Genomic DNA, 13,937 nt, shown 5'->3' on the forward strand with positions numbered 1-13,937 from the left:
GAGGCGCAACCATGTCCCTGCCCCGTCCCAACCCGAACGCCCACGTCGTCGTCACGGGCGCGTCGTCGGGCATCGGCACCGAGCTGGCCCGCGGGTTCGCCGCCCGCGGGCACAACGTGGCCATCGTGGCGCGCCGGCGCGACCGCCTCGATTCGCTCGCCACCGAGCTGCGCGACGCGCACGGCGTCGAGGTGGACGTGCACGAGCGAGACCTGGAGGACCCGATCGACCGGGCGGCGCTCGCCGCCGACCTGCGCACCGGCGCGCGGGCCGTTGCCGGGCTGTGCAACTGCGCAGGGTTCGGCACCGCCGGCACCTTCCACGAGCTCCCGGTCGGGCGCGAGCTCGCCCAGGTGGAGCTCAACGTCCTGGCCATCGTCGAGCTCACCCATGCCGTGCTGCCGGCGATGGTGGCCGCCGGCCAGGGTGCGGTGATGAACGTGGCGTCGATCGCCGGGTACCAGCCGATCCCCGGCATGGCCGTCTACGCGGCGACGAAGGCGTTCGTGCAGACGTTCTCCGAGTCGGTGCACGAGGAGCTGCGCGGCACGGGCGTCTCGTGCACGGTCGTGTGCCCGGGGCCGGTGCCCACGGAGTGGGCCGACATCGCCGGCGCGCAGGCGGTGATGATCGAGCCGGCGCAGGTGTCCGCGGCAGAGGTGGCCGCCGCGGCGATCGCGGGGGTCGAGCAGGGCAAGCGCTCGGTCGTGCCCGGCATCGTCCCGAAGATCATGGGGTTGGGCGGGCGGTTCACGCCGCGTTCGGTGCTGCTGCCGGTGCTCAGCGCCGGTCGCAGGCTGCGGGGACGCTGAGCAGTCGATACCGAGCGGTCAGAGCGGGGCGCGGCGGTGCCCACACCGTCTTGCCGGTCGCGGTGCGGCGGACACCCCAGCGGGCCAGCGCGTTGACGAGCAGCAGACCGCGTCCGCGGTGATCGCCGAGCCGGGAGACGCCGAGGGTCAGCGGCGAGTCCGGTGCCGCATCGTCGACCTCGGCCGTGAACTCCGTGGCCGTGGCGGTCAGCCGCACGATCCGCGGGCCGGGCGCGTGCTCGATCGCGTTGCTGGCGAGCTCGGTGGAGATCAGCTGGGCGTCGGCCAGCACGTCCGGAACGGCGATGACGTGCGTGCGGATCCATCGGCGCAGCTCGGCGAGCGACTCCGGGCCGCCGAGCCGGCGCTCCAGGCCGGCCGGTGCTGGCCGGGGCGCGTCGTTGCCGGGTCCTGGGGATCCGACTCGTTCCACACCCCCACATTCGACGAACTGCGGTGCACCGTTACGTCGCGCAAGCAAGGGTGTCGGGACGCTCGCGTACGGTCACGAAGAGGCCGGATCATCGGGGTGGGCACGGCACCCGGTGGGTACCCGGCCGGTACGACCGCAGGAGGTGCCAGGTGGCCGAGCGACCCGGTGGGAACGGCGACGGTTCCGGAGCCGAGCTGCGGGAGAACGTCCAGGAGGACCTGCGCGACGGCGCGCCGGACGCGGCCCGGGACGTCGTCGCCGAGGCGGAGGCCCGCGCCGCGGCGATCAGCTCGCCGGCCCTGCCGCTCGGTGAGCCGGGGCGCCCGCTTAACCGACGCTCACCGTTCGTCATCGGCATGGCGGGTGCCGCCGGTGTGGCCGTCACCGCGCTGGCGGTCGAGCTGGTGATCGTCGCCCGTGACGTGCTCGTGCTGATCGGGCTCGCCCTGTTCCTCGCGATCGGGCTGGAGCCGGCGGTGGCCTGGCTGGGGCGGCGGCACCTGCCGCGCTGGGCCGCCGTGACCGTCGTGGCGCTGACCCTCCTCGGCGCGTTCGGCGGGTTCCTGGCCGTCGCGATCCCGCAGCTGGTGACGCAGGCGACGCTGTTCGTCACCCAGGTTCCGGGCTACCTGCAGGACTTCCAGAACGGCAACGCCTGGTTCCGCGACCTCGACGCGCGCTTCCACGTCGTGGAGGGTCTGACGCAGCTCGCCACCGGCGGCGCGCTGGAGCTGTTCAACGGCCTCCTGGGCGCGAGCGCCATCGTCTTCAACGTGCTGTCCAGCACGCTGATCGTGATCGTGCTGTTCGTGTACTTCCTGGGCGACTTCCCGCGGATCCGCCGCGGCCTGCACCGCGCCGTGCCCAACTCGCGGCGACCCCGCTTCATCCTGATCTCCGACGAGGTGTTCGCGAAGGTCGGCGCGTACGTGCTGGGGATCATGGTGTGCGCGGTGATCGCCGGCACGTCGTCGCTCATGTGGATGGCCGCGCTCGGGGTGCCGTTCCCGCTGCTCCTGGCGATCATGGTGACCCTGCTGGACGTCATCCCCGTGATCGGCACGTCGGTGGCCGGCATCGTCTGCTCGCTCGTCGCGTTCACCGTCTCCCCCGGCACCGGCATCGCCACCGCGGTGTTCTTCCTGGTCTACCGGGTGGTGGAGGACTACGTGCTGGTGCCCCGCATCGTCGGTCGGGTGGTGGAGGTGCCGGCGCTGCTCACGATCGTGTCGCTGCTCCTTGGCGGCGTCCTGCTCGGCGTCATCGGCGCGGTGGTGGCGGTGCCGGTCGGGGCGGCGGTCCTGCTGATCGCGAAGGAGGTCGTCGTCCCGAGGCTCGACGCAACCTAGTGTCCCGCACCTCGCAGAGGTCGAGGCGTCGTCGCAGACGTTCGACCTCCTGCGAGGACCACCTGCCCTCTGCGAGGTTGCGGAGATCGTCAGCTCCCAGGTCAGGTGGCCGTTCTGCGGGAGCCTTGCGGGGGTGCCGGGGCCGGCCAGGTCCGCGGCCGTGCCCAGCAACGGTTCCACCCCGATCGAGCGGTACGGGCCGGTGGTCGGCCAGCCCCGCAGGTTGCGCCACAGCAGCAGCGAGCACTCCGCGTCGCCTGCGTGGACCCGCCAGGACAGGTGCAGCTCGTCGGGCCCGTCGACGACGGTCGCCGCGGCGCAGCCGGGCAGGACGGCCGCCACCGCCGTGCCGTCGTCGGGGCCGAGCGCGTCGAGCCCGGACGGCCACGTCACCGCCCCGCCAGGCCCGTCGAGCAGGTGCGCGGTGGTGGCCGAAGCCTCCAGCCGGGCCTTCTCCGACACGTCGAGCAACAGGTGGACGGCGTGGACGAACGGGGAGCCGGGCGGCCCGGTGATCGCGTAGGTCACGGTGACGGGGTCGGCGCCGCGCACCTCCCGGCGAAGGGCCAGCTCGCCCGTGCGGACCGCGCCTCCCTCCCATGGGCGCGTCCACACGTCACCGTGGTCAGGGGTGCCGCGGACCGTGGGGAAGCATTCCTCCCCGCCACCCGCGTCGACGAACGCCGCGCCCGGTCGCACCCCGGCCCGGGCCGCGGCGAGCGGCGGGTTGTGCCACAGCCACTCCCGCGTCGGGGTGCGCAGGGAGGTCCAGCGGCCGCCGTGCCGCGCGTCGAACTCAACCGTCAGCGGGGACACGGTCCACCACGACGACGTCGCAGTCCGGGGCCAGCGCGAACGGCACGTCCAGCCCGCTGACGGCGAGGGTGGCGCCGGTGACGGTCCGCCCGTCGTGGAGGCGGTACGTCGCGCCCGGCTGGAGCCCGGCCAACCGCAGGCGCACGCCACCGGCGTCCGGGCGGGCCCAGACGAGCGCCACGATGCGGTCAGCCAAGGCGTACTGGACCGCGCACCACGGGTCGCCCGGTGCGCCGTGCCGCGTCACCTCGCCGCCGAGGAGCACCGGGCGCAGCTCGCGGTAGCGGGCCACCAGTTCGCGGGCGCGGTCGCGGGTCTTCGCGTCCCAGGCCAGGACGTCGGCGCCGATCCCGAGCACCCCGGCCATGGCGACGACGAACCGGAACTCCAGGCTGGTCGGCGCGGTGTCGAGCCGGTCCGGCTCGTCGGTGACCCACGAGCTCATCACGGACGGCGGGTACACGGACAGGAAGCCGTGCTGGATCGCGAGCCGGTCGCGCGGGCCGGTCTCGTCGCTCGGCCACACCACGTCGCAGCGGGCGAGCACGGCGTTGTCGACCCGCCCGCCGCCGCCGGCGCACGCCTCCACGGTGACGTGCGGGAACTCGTCCCGCAGCAGGTCCAGGAGCCGGTGGTAGGCGCGGGTGTGGGCGACGCTCCACTCCCGGCTGTGCGGGTCGCCGGGCCGCCCGCCGTCGGTGACGGCACGGTTCATGTCCCACTTCAGGTACGTGATCGGGTACCGGGTGAGCAGGCGGCGCAGTGTTGCCGCCGCCCAGGCCTTCACCTCGGGCCGCCCGAGGTCGAGGACGTACTGGTTGCGCATCGTCGTCAACGGGCGGTCGCCGGCTCGGTAGACCCAGTCCGGGTGCGCCCGGTACAGGTCGCTGTCCGGGTTCACCGACTCCGGCTCGATCCACAGCCCGAACCGCATCCCGCGCTCCAGCACACCGGTGACCAGCGGTTCCAGGCCGTCGGGGAACTTCTCGGGGTCGACGTGCCAGTCGCCGAGACCGGCCCGGTCGCTCGTGCGCCCGACGAACCAGCCGTCGTCGACGACGAAGACCTCGGCGCCGAGGTCCGCCGCGACGTCGGCGAGCGCGAGCTGGTGGTCCACGCGCACGTCGAACCCGGTGGCGTACCAGGAGTTGTACACGACGGGCGGCGGACCGACCGGGCGCAGCAGGACCTGCCGCTGGTAGGCGTGCCAGGCGCGGGCCAGACCGGCGGTGCCGGACGGGCTCCACGTGCCGAGCAGGTGCGGGGTCTCGAACTCCTCCCCCGGCGCCAGAGCGATCACCGTGGTCTCGTCGTCGACGCCGGCGCTCACCCGCACGACCTCGCGGAACGGGACGGCGTCGACCTGCATCCGCCACGAACCGCTCCACACGAGCGCGACCCCGTACGCCTCGGTCTCCCCGTTGCGCGAGCGCAGCGCCACCACCGGCGCGTACTCGTGCGAGGTGATGCCCTGCCGGCTGCCCAGCCGCAGCTGCCCCGCCGGCAGGTCCACCTCGACCGGCGAGAACTCCCGCGACCACGTCCCCACCAGCTCGGACACCCGCGCACCGGGCCCGACCGGCATGTTCCAGCCGGCCCCGAACGCGCGGGGCAGCGCCACCTCGTGCCGGGTGGAGCGGACCACCGCCCAGCGCTCGACGACGTCGTGGTCGGGTGCGGTGCGCCAGTGCAGGTCGACCTCGACCCCGGTCCGCTCGTCGACGAGCGACACGTGCAGGGCGTGCTCGTCGCCGTCCATCGAGCGCAGCTGCAGCAACGCTCCGTCTACACCGTTCGCCGGTCCCTGAACCAGCAGCTCGGCGGTCTGCGTGTGCCGGGTGCCGCCGGCGGCGAACTCCAGCGGGGCCACGTCGGCGGCGGTCTCGAAGGACGCCCGCCGCGTCGACGGGATGCGCGGCCAGCGCTCGGGGTCGCCCCAGTGCTGCAGCACCGGCCCGTACTCCGACGCGCCGACGACGTACACCGAGCGGGCCGTCCGCAGCACGTGGCTCACTTGTTCGACCCCACCAGCAGCCCGGACACGAACTGCTTCTGGAACAGGAAGAACACGATCGCCGTCGGTACCGCGGCCACCAGCGACCCCGAGGCGATCACGTTCCACGAGCTGGAGAACCCGCCCTGCAGGTTCAGCAGCGCCGCCGTGATCGGGAACTTGGCCTCCGTGCGCAGCACCGTCATCGCCCAGATCAGGTCGTTGAAGATCCAGGTCGTGGCCAGTGCCGCCAGCGCGGCCAGCGCGGGCCGGCACAGCGGCAGCACGACGCTCCAGAACGTGCGCGCCGGACCCGCGCCGTCGAGCACCGCCGCCTCGAAGACCTCCGCCGGCATCGAGCGCATGAACCCGTGCAGCACGAACGTGTAGAAGCCCATCCCGAACCCGACCTGCACCACCACGACCGCCAGCAGGGTGTCGTAGATGCCCATCGCCTGCGTGATCCGCGAGACCGGGATCAGCAGGATCTGCGGCGGCAGCAGGTTGCCGGCGAGCATGAGCAGCAGGACCGTGCGGCGGAACGGGATGCGGAACCGGGCCAGCGCGAACGCCGCCACCGCAGCGAGCGCCAGCGACGCGGTCACCGTCGCCACCGTGACGATCGCGCTGTTGACCAGCGCGCCCGCCACCCGTCCCGAGCCGAACGCCGTCGCGAAGCCGTCCAGCGTGAACGACGCGGGCAGCGCACCCAGGCCCCGCGCGGCGATGTCGTCGAAGCTGCGGACGGCCACCAGCACCACGAACACGATCGGCGCGAGCCACAGCAGCGTGAACGGCACCATGATCGCGTGGAACCACCCGGACCGCGGCTTGTTGATCACGCTCACGAGGCATCCTCCCGGGACTGCCGCACCAGGTAGGTGATGATGAACGCGATCGCCAGCAGGAAGATCACCACGGCGATCGCCGACCCGTAACCGAGGTTCACCAGCGTGAACCCCTGCTGGAACATGTAGGTCGAGAGCAGCTGCGTCATGTTGTACGGGCCGCCGCGGGTCATCGCCCACACGATGTCGAACGTGCGCAGCGAGTCGATCACCGTGACCGCGAAGACCACCGTGTTGACCCCGCGCAGCTGCGGCATCACCACCCGCCAGAACCGCTGCCAGGCGTTCGCGCCGTCGACGGCGGCCGCCTCCTCCAGCGTCGGGTCGCAGCCCTTCAACCCGGCCAGGTAGAGCACCATGATGTAGCCGACCTGCCGCCACACGGCCGCGACGAGCACCGCGTACAGGGCGGTGTCCGGGTCAGCGAGCCACGGGCGTGACCACTCCCCCAGCCCGAGGCCGTGCAGGCCGGCGTCGATCGGTCCGTCGGGCTGGTACATGACGCGCCAGAACAGCCCGGTGACGGCCAGCGAGACGACCATCGGCAGGTAGATCGCGCTGCGGTAGAAGCCGACGGCGCGACCGGGCCGGTTGAGCGCGACCGCCAGGCCGAGCCCGCCGATCACCGACAACCCGCCGAACCCGACCACCCAGATCACGTTGTTGGTCAGTGCGATCCCGAAGACCGGGTCGGCGAACAGCCGCTCGTAGTTGGCGAGCCCGACCGGCTGCGCCGCCCCGACGCCCTTCCAGCTGGTGAACGACAGCGAGAAGCTGTTGAGCGCCGGCCAGAACACCCAGTACAGCTCGACGGCCAGCGGCACCGCCAGGAACACCCACACCAGCACCGGAACCCTGGCGAGCACCCCGCGCCGGCGCCGCTGCGGCGGGTCGGTGACCGGCGCCCGGTCGGGCCGGGTGACCGTCGCGGCGGTCATGACGTGAAGACCTGCTTGGCCGCCGCCTGCCAGCTCCGCTGCGTCGCGCCGATGTCCGACGGGTCGGCGAGGAACTTGGTGAGCGCGGCGTCGGCGGTGGTCTGCAGCGCGTCGGAGGAGTCGCGGTTGAAGAACTGGGTGATCTCCTTCGTGTCGTTCAGCAGCTTGATGCCCTTCTGCACCAGCGGGCTGAACGTGGACGTGTCGACATCGGGGGAGGTCGGCATGTTCGACGAGCCGGACTTCTGGATGTACGACTGCTGCGCCGCCGCCGAGGCGAGGTAGGACAGCAGCTGCTTGGCGCCCTCGGGGTTCTTGCTGCCGGCCGCGGCGAAGAACCCGTCGGTCGGCGCCTCCTCGGCGCTCGGCACGCCGGTGTTGATGGGCGGCACGGAGAAGAAGTCCAGGTCGTCCTGCTGGTCCTTCGGGAAGTACTGGGTGCAGAACGCGCCCACGAGGTACATGGCGGCCTCGTTGTTGACCATGGGCTGCACGGCCTGCTGGGCGTCCCACGACGTCTGGTTGGGGTGGAAGTACGGGATGAGCCGCTTGTACTGGTCGAGGACGTCGGCGACCTGCTTGTCCTCGAAGGAGTGCTTCCCGGCCAGCAGCTCGCGGTGGTAGGTGGCGCCGTTGATGCGCAGGTCCAGGTAGTCGAACCAGCCCGACGTCATCCAGGCCGTCGAGCCGATGCCGTTGGTGAGCGGGTGGATGCCGCGGGCCTTCAGCTGGTCGCAGAGCGCGATGAAGCCGTCCCACGTCGTCGGCGGCTGGATGCCCCACTGCTGGAAGGCGGACTTGCGGTAGAAGATCGACCACCAGTAGTAGCTGGTCGGCACGAAGATCGCCTTGCCGTCGGCGGACGTGGAGAGCGCGCGCAGGGCAGGAGAGAAGTTGGCGCAGGCCCCACCCGGGGCCCACAGGTCCGAGACGTCGAGCAGGAGCCCCTGCTTGGCGTAGGTGTTGGCGACCGACCCGGCGTACCAGGCCAGCACGTCGGGCGGGGTCGAGCTGGACAGGTACGTCGAGAGCTGGGCGCGGAACTGCTCGGTCGCCACCGAGTTGAGCGTGACCTTCGGACCGGTGAACCCGCTCACGACCTGCTCCAGCGCGGCCTTCGGGCCGGTGTCCTGGATCGACGACTGCAACGTGAGCGTGGTGGCCGTGCCGGCGGACGAGCCGGCGTCCGCGCCCGAGCCGACGCAGCTCGCCAGCAGCGGGACCGCTCCGAGGGCGGCCGAGCCGATCAGGAACCGGCGGCGCGAGACGTTCATGACGACCTCCTGAGCGCCGTCGTTGGCGCGTCGGTGAACAGAGCGGTGAAGATGGCGCTGCATTCGCGCTGGAGTGCGATGTCGTCCCACATCGGGTGCTGAGGTGCGGCGTTGGAGCAGACGACGGTGCCCCACGCGCCCAGGCGGGCCGCCTCGCGGACGGCGAAGCGGCAGATCTCCGCCCCCACCGGCCCTTCCTCGAACTGGCCGCGCAGCGGCGTGTAGCCGACCCAGCCCTCGCCGAGCACGAGCGGGACCCCGTGGGCGGCGGCCCAGTCCGCGGCGACCTCCAGCCACGTGCGCAGCTTGTCCGCCATCGCGACGCGGTGCTCGCCGTAGTGGTCGTAGAGCCAGCGGTCGAACGCGGCCGGGTCGGTCCAGTCGTGCACGTACACCTCGGCCTGCCGGATGATCGTGGCCTGCATCCGCCACCGGTGCTCGTCCGGCACCGTCCACTCCGCTGCGGGCGGCGCGCCCGGCCGCAGGATGGCCGCGGCGGCGTTCTGCGGGAACTCGTCGACGGGCCGGCGCAGCCCGAACTCCTCGATGAGCGCGCCCAGCACCCCGTACACGTAGGGGTGGACGGCGAGCACGTCGAGGTTGGTGGGGATGCCGCGCATGCTCGCGTGCGGCACCCCGCCGTAGTTGACGGTGATCGGCCGGCCGGGGTGGCGGGTGCGGAACCGCTCGACCGCCTTCTCCAGCGCCGGACCCAGCTCCACGACCGGGTCGGCGCCGGCCGGCTGCCCCTCGGTGAGGTGCCCGTACTGCACCTCGTTGTGGAGCTCGGTGTAGGCGACGACGTCGGCGAGCCCTTCGGCGACGAGCAGGTCCATCAGGTCGGCGTGGGCGTCGGCGAGGCGGTCCGGCCGCTCCGCCGGCGGCACCGCGCGGAGGGTGTCCCACCAGTCGGAGGTGGCCGCGAACGCGGAACTCTGCTGGTACTCCCACGACGAGACGATCACGCGCACGTCGTGCTGCTGCGCTGCCCGGAAGAACGCGAGCAGGTGCGCCCGCGCGTCGATGGTCGTCTCCGCCTTGACGTCGTACCAGCGCAGACCCTGCCCGTACGCCCCGCCGAGCGGGCCGAGCCGCAGCGCCGAGGTGTCCAGGCCGGAACCGAACAGCAGGAACGGCATCGCGCAGATCCGCACCGTGTTGTAGCCGCGCTCCACGGCCTGCGCGAACGCGGCGTCGAGATCGGCGAACGGTTCCCCCGGGCCGGTGCGGACGTACCAGGAGAAGTCCCACAGCGAGATGACGAGCTTGTCGGGAGCGGGCGTCATTGCACCTCCAGCAGGTCACGGGTGGCGAGGTCGGCGGCGAGGTCGAGGGCGTCGGTGTGGTGCGGGTCGAGGTCGAGCAGGTCGGCGAGCCGCGTGCGGGCGCGGTCGGGCGTTCCGTCGAGCACGTCGAGCTGGGCACGCAGGAACAGCACGCGGCGGCGCTGCACCTCCGCCGGGTCCTCGGTGAACAGCAGCATCGACGGCAGCGAGGTCGCGAAGTAGTCGACGACGGCCGGGGTGCCGGCGAGCTGGTCGACGAAGCCGCGCAGGGCTTCCGTCAGCTCGCCCGCCTCCGCGCTGCGGCCGAGCCGGCGCAGGGCCAGCACCGCGGAGAACGTGGCCTCGGAGAACGGCTGGGTGCTCATCGACAGGAAGTCGCCGCGGTCGGCGGCGGCCCGCTCCCACGCGTCCTCCGCGGAGGGGTGATCGCCGGCCTCCGCGTGCACGTCGCCGAGGAGGAGGTGCAGTGCGGCGGTGGCGGCCAGCGGGTGGCGGGCCTCCCCGAGCGACGGCGGCGGTGCGAGGGCGGCGGCCGGGTCACGGGTGAGCCGGCACAGCCGGTCCCAGACGCGCAGCACCTCGCCCTCGCCGCCCTCCCACGGCTGGAAGGTGCGGCCGAGCAGCAGCGCCCGCGCGTCGTCCGTCCGGCCTGCGGTGAGCAGGAGGTCGGCGAGCGCCACGGTCGCGTCGTCGCGGGTCTCGACCAGGCCCCGGGCGGCGAGCAAGCGCTCCAGCCGCTGCGCCGGGGGCACCCCGCGTCGGGCGTCGAGGCGATCGCTCTCGATCAGCAACCGGGCGTCCGGCCCGGCGACGGCGAGTGCCCGGTCGTAGGCGTCCCGCGCCGCCGCGGCATCGCCCAGGTGGTTGTGCGCGGCCAGGCCGAGGTTGCGCCACACCACCGGATCCGACGGATCGAGCGCGACGCTCGCCCGCCAGGCGGCGAGGGCGTCGTCCGGCCGCCCCGCGGCGTAGCGCCAGTGCCCGAGCAACCCCCACGCGACGGCATCGGACGGGTTGGCGGCGACCGCCGCCTCCAGCGCGAGCGCGTCGTCCAGCCGGCCGGGGAAGCACCAGGTGGTGTCGCCGGGGTCGGCACGTTCACCGGTGAGCGCGGCCCGGTGGTAGGCGATCAGCGGACCGGCCGCGGTCTGCCCGACCGCGCGGTGCGGCTCCCGTTCCGCGGCGAGGTCCAGCACGCGCAGGGCGGCGGCGGTCTCGTCGATCCCCGCGTACTCGATGGCGACGTCGAGGCAGGTCTGGGCATCAGCGGACGGGGACAGCCCGGCGAGGTCGCGCGACCACGCGTCGAGCGGATCGAGCGCCGGGTCGGCCGTGGCCTCCTGCCCGGCCCGGCGGCGCAGCACCGTCTCCAGGGCCCGGGCCTGCAGGTGCTCGGGCTCCGTCCGCAGCACGTCGGCGATGCGGTGCAGCGCCTCCGCGTCCCGGCCGGCCGCGGCGTCCAGACGCGCCATGCGGTAGCCGGCTGCGGCGCGCCACGGCCGCGTCCAGGAGGCGGCGGCGAACCGGTCGTATGCCTCCTCCGCCCGCCCGGTCCGTTCCAGCACGAGGCCCAGCAGGTACAGGGCGGTCGTGTCGGCCGGGTTGGCGTTCAGGCTGGTCAGGCGGGCGAGCGCGGCGCGCAGCAGCCCTTCTGCGCCCGCCAGGTCGCCGCGGCGGTAGGCCCGGTCGGCCAGCCCGACGTTGCTCGCGACGTGCCCGGGATCCCGCCGCAACGCCTCGCGCCAGTACGGCTCCGGAGAGCGGGTGGCGTGCCGGTACTGCTGCAGGTGGGCCGCGATCACCGCCAGCTCCTCCACGGAGTCGACGTCGTCGGGCGCGGCCGGCTCCCGCGCCGGGACGACCTCCGCGGCGGCCGGCACCTCGGCGTCCCAGGTCACCAGGTCGACGCCGGCGTGGCGCACCTGCAGGCGCACCGGGACCGTCGGCAGCGTCGTGAGGTACGGCCGGCCGGGCGCGACGTCGGCGACCAACTCCGTGACCGTGCCCGCCGCGTCGACGGCGCGGATCGTGCAGCCCGCCCGCGGCGCGGTGACGGCCACGCCGATCTCGGCGCCGGCCACCCGCACCGCCGCGTCAACGGTGGCCGCCTGCACCGGCCCGATCTCCTGGATCGGGTACCAGACCTGCGAGAACACCTTCGTCTCGCCGGGCGCGATGTGCGCGAAGTCGGGCTGGTTGTCGGTGAACACCCCGGCCATCAGCTCGACGTAGTGCGCGCCGTCGTCGGCGAGGTTGCGGTCCCAGGCGTGCCCGAACGGCGCGTTGCCCCACGTCCACTGCTTCTTCCCGACGGCCACCCTGCGGTCGGCGACGTGCACGAACCCGGCCCGTGCCGCGTGGTCGTACCCGCCGAAGAAGCCCTCCCGGCTCCCGATGCACATGTACGACGTCGGGACGGGGATGTTGCGGTACCAGTCCAGCCGGTCCCCACCGTCGGCACGCCGGGCCGGGTAGTCGACGCCGTAGTAGGGGCGGTCCGCGGCGGGGAACGCGGTGACCGCGCGCCGGGCGTGGTCGGCGACGAGCCGCACGTCGCGGGGGAAGAACGACTGGTAGTGCTCGTCGACGCGGGCGGCGACGTTGGCCCACCACAGGAACGTCTGCGGCAGCTCGCTGCGGTTGTACAGCCGCACTCGCAGCTCCAGGACCGCGCGGTCGGGGTGCAGCCGCACCCCGTGCATGCCCTTCATGCGGGTGAACGGGTCGTGGTCGGAGCACCAGACCGTCACGGCGCCGTCGGGCTCGCGCTCGATCTCCACGTCCGTCGGCAGGAAGGTGGCCGGCCGGTGGTGCTGCGGCCAGTTCAGCTCCACCCCGCCGGCGATCCACGGCCCGGCGAGCCCGACGAGCGCCGGCTTGATCACCGGGTTGCGGTAGAAGAAGTCGTAGCCGCTCGTGCGGTCGTGGCCGACGTGGATGCGCCCGCCCAGCTCGGGCAGCACCATCACCCGCAGCCAGCGGTTCTCCAGGTGCACCGCCGCCCACTCGACGGGCCGCTGCTCGGCGCTGATCCGGTCGTGGAACGGCAGCGGGTACACCCGCCCCGACGACCCCTGGTACACCCGGCGGTCCAGGTAGGCGGGGTAGCGGTCGGGCAGTTCCGGCAGGTAGCTGTCGATCGTCACGGGCTCGTGCCAGGCGGCGACGCCGTCGACCGGCTGGTCGGCCGGTCGGGGCGGTAGGTCGAACATGCGGCGACGCTACGAGGGCCCGGCGCTGCGACCCATGGGTGAATCGACCGAGATGCCTGGACGATTCGACTGTCCACGGTCGGTTCGGCGTACGGTGGCGCGATGTTGCTGCCCGACGGGTTCCCCGGCCAGCGCCTGCGCGCGCTGCCGCGCCCGCTCGTCGCAGCCGCCCTGCGCCGCCCGCCGACGGCGGGGCTGCTGGTGACCGACGCCGGCTACTTCCCGCATGCAGCGAACCACGGCCGACGCCGGCCGGAGGGCACGCCCGAGGTCGTGGTGATCGTCTGCGTCGACGGTGTCGGGCACTGCGAGGTCGAGGGCAGGCGCACCACCGTGCGGCCCGGACACGCGCTGGTGCTGCCCCCGGACCAGCCGCACGCGTACTGGGCCGACCCCGTGCAGCCATGGACGATCTGGTGGTTGCACGCTGCCGGCGCGCAGGTGGCGCAGGTGCTCGCGGTCGTCGCCCCAGACGGACGCGAGCAGCTCGTCGAGCTGCACGACCTCTACCGCGCCGTCTCCACCATCGACGACACCATCGGCTTCCTGGAGCGTGACGAGACCGTGCCCAGCCTGATCTCCGCGTCCGGGACGGGCGGGGCGCTGCTCGCGCAGGTGGCGGCCGACACCGTGGCGGGCGGGCTGCGGGCGAGCGAACCCGTCCGGCAGGCCCACGACTACCTGCGCCGCAACTTCGCCAAGCCGGTGCGAGTCACCGAGCTCGCCCGCACCGCGGGCCTCTCGCCCTCGCACTTCGCGGCACTGTTCCGGGCCACCACCGGGCACGGCGTCGTCGAGTACACGAAGCGGCTGCGGATGGCTCGGGCCCGCGAGCTGCTCATCACGTCGTCGCGCGACATCGCCGCGATCGGAGCAGCCGTCGGCTACGCCGACCCGTTCTACTTCTCCCGCCAGTTCCGCACCGTGCACGGCTGCAGCCCCAGCGAGTACCGCACGCTGCACCGACAGAGCTGAT

At 73.2% G+C, this 13,937-nt stretch carries 11 protein-coding genes; 4 read left to right on the plus strand and 7 right to left on the minus strand.

All coding sequences use genetic code 11. The features are described 5' to 3' along the window. Positions 1–11 precede the first annotated feature (11 nt). Positions 12–812 carry an SDR family NAD(P)-dependent oxidoreductase gene (locus ACQEVB_RS28000; RefSeq protein WP_432977359.1) on the plus strand — a complete coding sequence of 267 codons (801 nt, stop codon included), beginning with the start codon at positions 12–14 and terminating at the stop codon, positions 810–812. Here the strand turns inward: ACQEVB_RS28000 and ACQEVB_RS28005 are convergent. Further along, positions 781–1,245: an ATP-binding protein gene (locus tag ACQEVB_RS28005; RefSeq protein WP_432977362.1), complete on the minus strand. Its 465-nt coding sequence runs from the start codon at positions 1,243–1,245 to the stop codon at positions 781–783. The genes ACQEVB_RS28000 and ACQEVB_RS28005 overlap by 32 nt on opposite strands. Positions 1,246–1,394: 149 nt before the next feature. Here ACQEVB_RS28005 and ACQEVB_RS28010 point away from each other — a divergent pair, with 149 nt between their 5' ends. Beyond that, positions 1,395–2,594, plus strand: coding sequence for an AI-2E family transporter (locus ACQEVB_RS28010; protein WP_432977365.1), 1,200 nt, complete (start codon positions 1,395–1,397; stop codon positions 2,592–2,594). A 160-nt stretch (positions 2,595–2,754) separates the two neighbouring features. Continuing rightward, positions 2,755–3,117, plus strand: a complete 363-nt coding sequence (locus ACQEVB_RS28015) for a hypothetical protein (RefSeq protein WP_432977368.1) — start codon at positions 2,755–2,757, stop codon at positions 3,115–3,117. A 273-nt stretch (positions 3,118–3,390) separates the two neighbouring features. Here the strand turns inward: ACQEVB_RS28015 and ACQEVB_RS28020 are convergent, their stop codons facing one another. The 6 genes from ACQEVB_RS28020 to ACQEVB_RS28045 are packed head-to-tail and all read right to left on the minus strand — an operon-like array spanning position 3,391 to position 12,961. Next, complete coding sequence (locus ACQEVB_RS28020) at positions 3,391–5,424, minus strand: alpha-galactosidase (protein ID WP_432977371.1); 2,034 nt, start codon at positions 5,422–5,424, stop codon at positions 3,391–3,393. Further along, positions 5,421–6,251, minus strand: coding sequence for a carbohydrate ABC transporter permease (locus tag ACQEVB_RS28025; protein WP_432977374.1), 831 nt, complete (start codon positions 6,249–6,251; stop codon positions 5,421–5,423). Before ACQEVB_RS28025 ends, ACQEVB_RS28020 begins: the two co-directional genes overlap by 4 nt. Beyond that, entirely contained in the window at positions 6,248–7,189 is a 942-nt protein-coding gene (locus ACQEVB_RS28030; protein WP_432977377.1) for a carbohydrate ABC transporter permease, read from the minus strand. Before ACQEVB_RS28030 ends, ACQEVB_RS28025 begins: the two co-directional genes overlap by 4 nt. Continuing rightward, a complete protein-coding gene (locus ACQEVB_RS28035) occupies positions 7,186–8,463 on the minus strand; it encodes an ABC transporter substrate-binding protein (protein ID WP_432977380.1) in 1,278 nt (425 codons plus the stop codon). Before ACQEVB_RS28035 ends, ACQEVB_RS28030 begins: the two co-directional genes overlap by 4 nt. Beyond that, positions 8,460–9,749 carry a cellulase-like family protein gene (locus ACQEVB_RS28040; RefSeq protein WP_432977383.1) on the minus strand — a complete coding sequence of 430 codons (1,290 nt, stop codon included), beginning with the start codon at positions 9,747–9,749 and terminating at the stop codon, positions 8,460–8,462. Before ACQEVB_RS28040 ends, ACQEVB_RS28035 begins: the two co-directional genes overlap by 4 nt. After that, complete coding sequence (locus ACQEVB_RS28045) at positions 9,746–12,961, minus strand: DUF5107 domain-containing protein (protein ID WP_432977386.1); 3,216 nt, start codon at positions 12,959–12,961, stop codon at positions 9,746–9,748. The genes ACQEVB_RS28040 and ACQEVB_RS28045 overlap by 4 nt, the downstream gene beginning before the upstream one ends. Positions 12,962–13,063: 102 nt before the next feature. Here ACQEVB_RS28045 and ACQEVB_RS28050 point away from each other — a divergent pair, with 102 nt between their 5' ends. After that, positions 13,064–13,936, plus strand: a complete 873-nt coding sequence (locus ACQEVB_RS28050) for a helix-turn-helix domain-containing protein (RefSeq protein WP_432977389.1) — start codon at positions 13,064–13,066, stop codon at positions 13,934–13,936. Position 13,937: the final 1 nt, after the last annotated feature.

The sequence above is a fragment of the Pseudonocardia sp. CA-107938 genome, from assembly GCF_050936315.1.
Lineage (GTDB): Bacteria > Actinomycetota > Actinomycetes > Mycobacteriales > Pseudonocardiaceae > Pseudonocardia.

Coding starts and splice junctions, on each gene's coding strand:
- ACQEVB_RS28000 (WP_432977359.1), top strand. CDS start 12: ATGTCCCTGCCCCGTCCCAACCCGAACGCCCACGTCGTCGTCACGGGC.
- ACQEVB_RS28030 (WP_432977377.1), bottom strand. CDS start 7,189: ATGACCGCCGCGACGGTCACCCGGCCCGACCGGGCGCCGGTCACCGAC.
- ACQEVB_RS28035 (WP_432977380.1), bottom strand. CDS start 8,463: ATGAACGTCTCGCGCCGCCGGTTCCTGATCGGCTCGGCCGCCCTCGGA.
- ACQEVB_RS28040 (WP_432977383.1), bottom strand. CDS start 9,749: ATGACGCCCGCTCCCGACAAGCTCGTCATCTCGCTGTGGGACTTCTCC.
- ACQEVB_RS28045 (WP_432977386.1), bottom strand. CDS start 12,961: ATGTTCGACCTACCGCCCCGACCGGCCGACCAGCCGGTCGACGGCGTC.
- ACQEVB_RS28050 (WP_432977389.1), top strand. CDS start 13,064: ATGTTGCTGCCCGACGGGTTCCCCGGCCAGCGCCTGCGCGCGCTGCCG.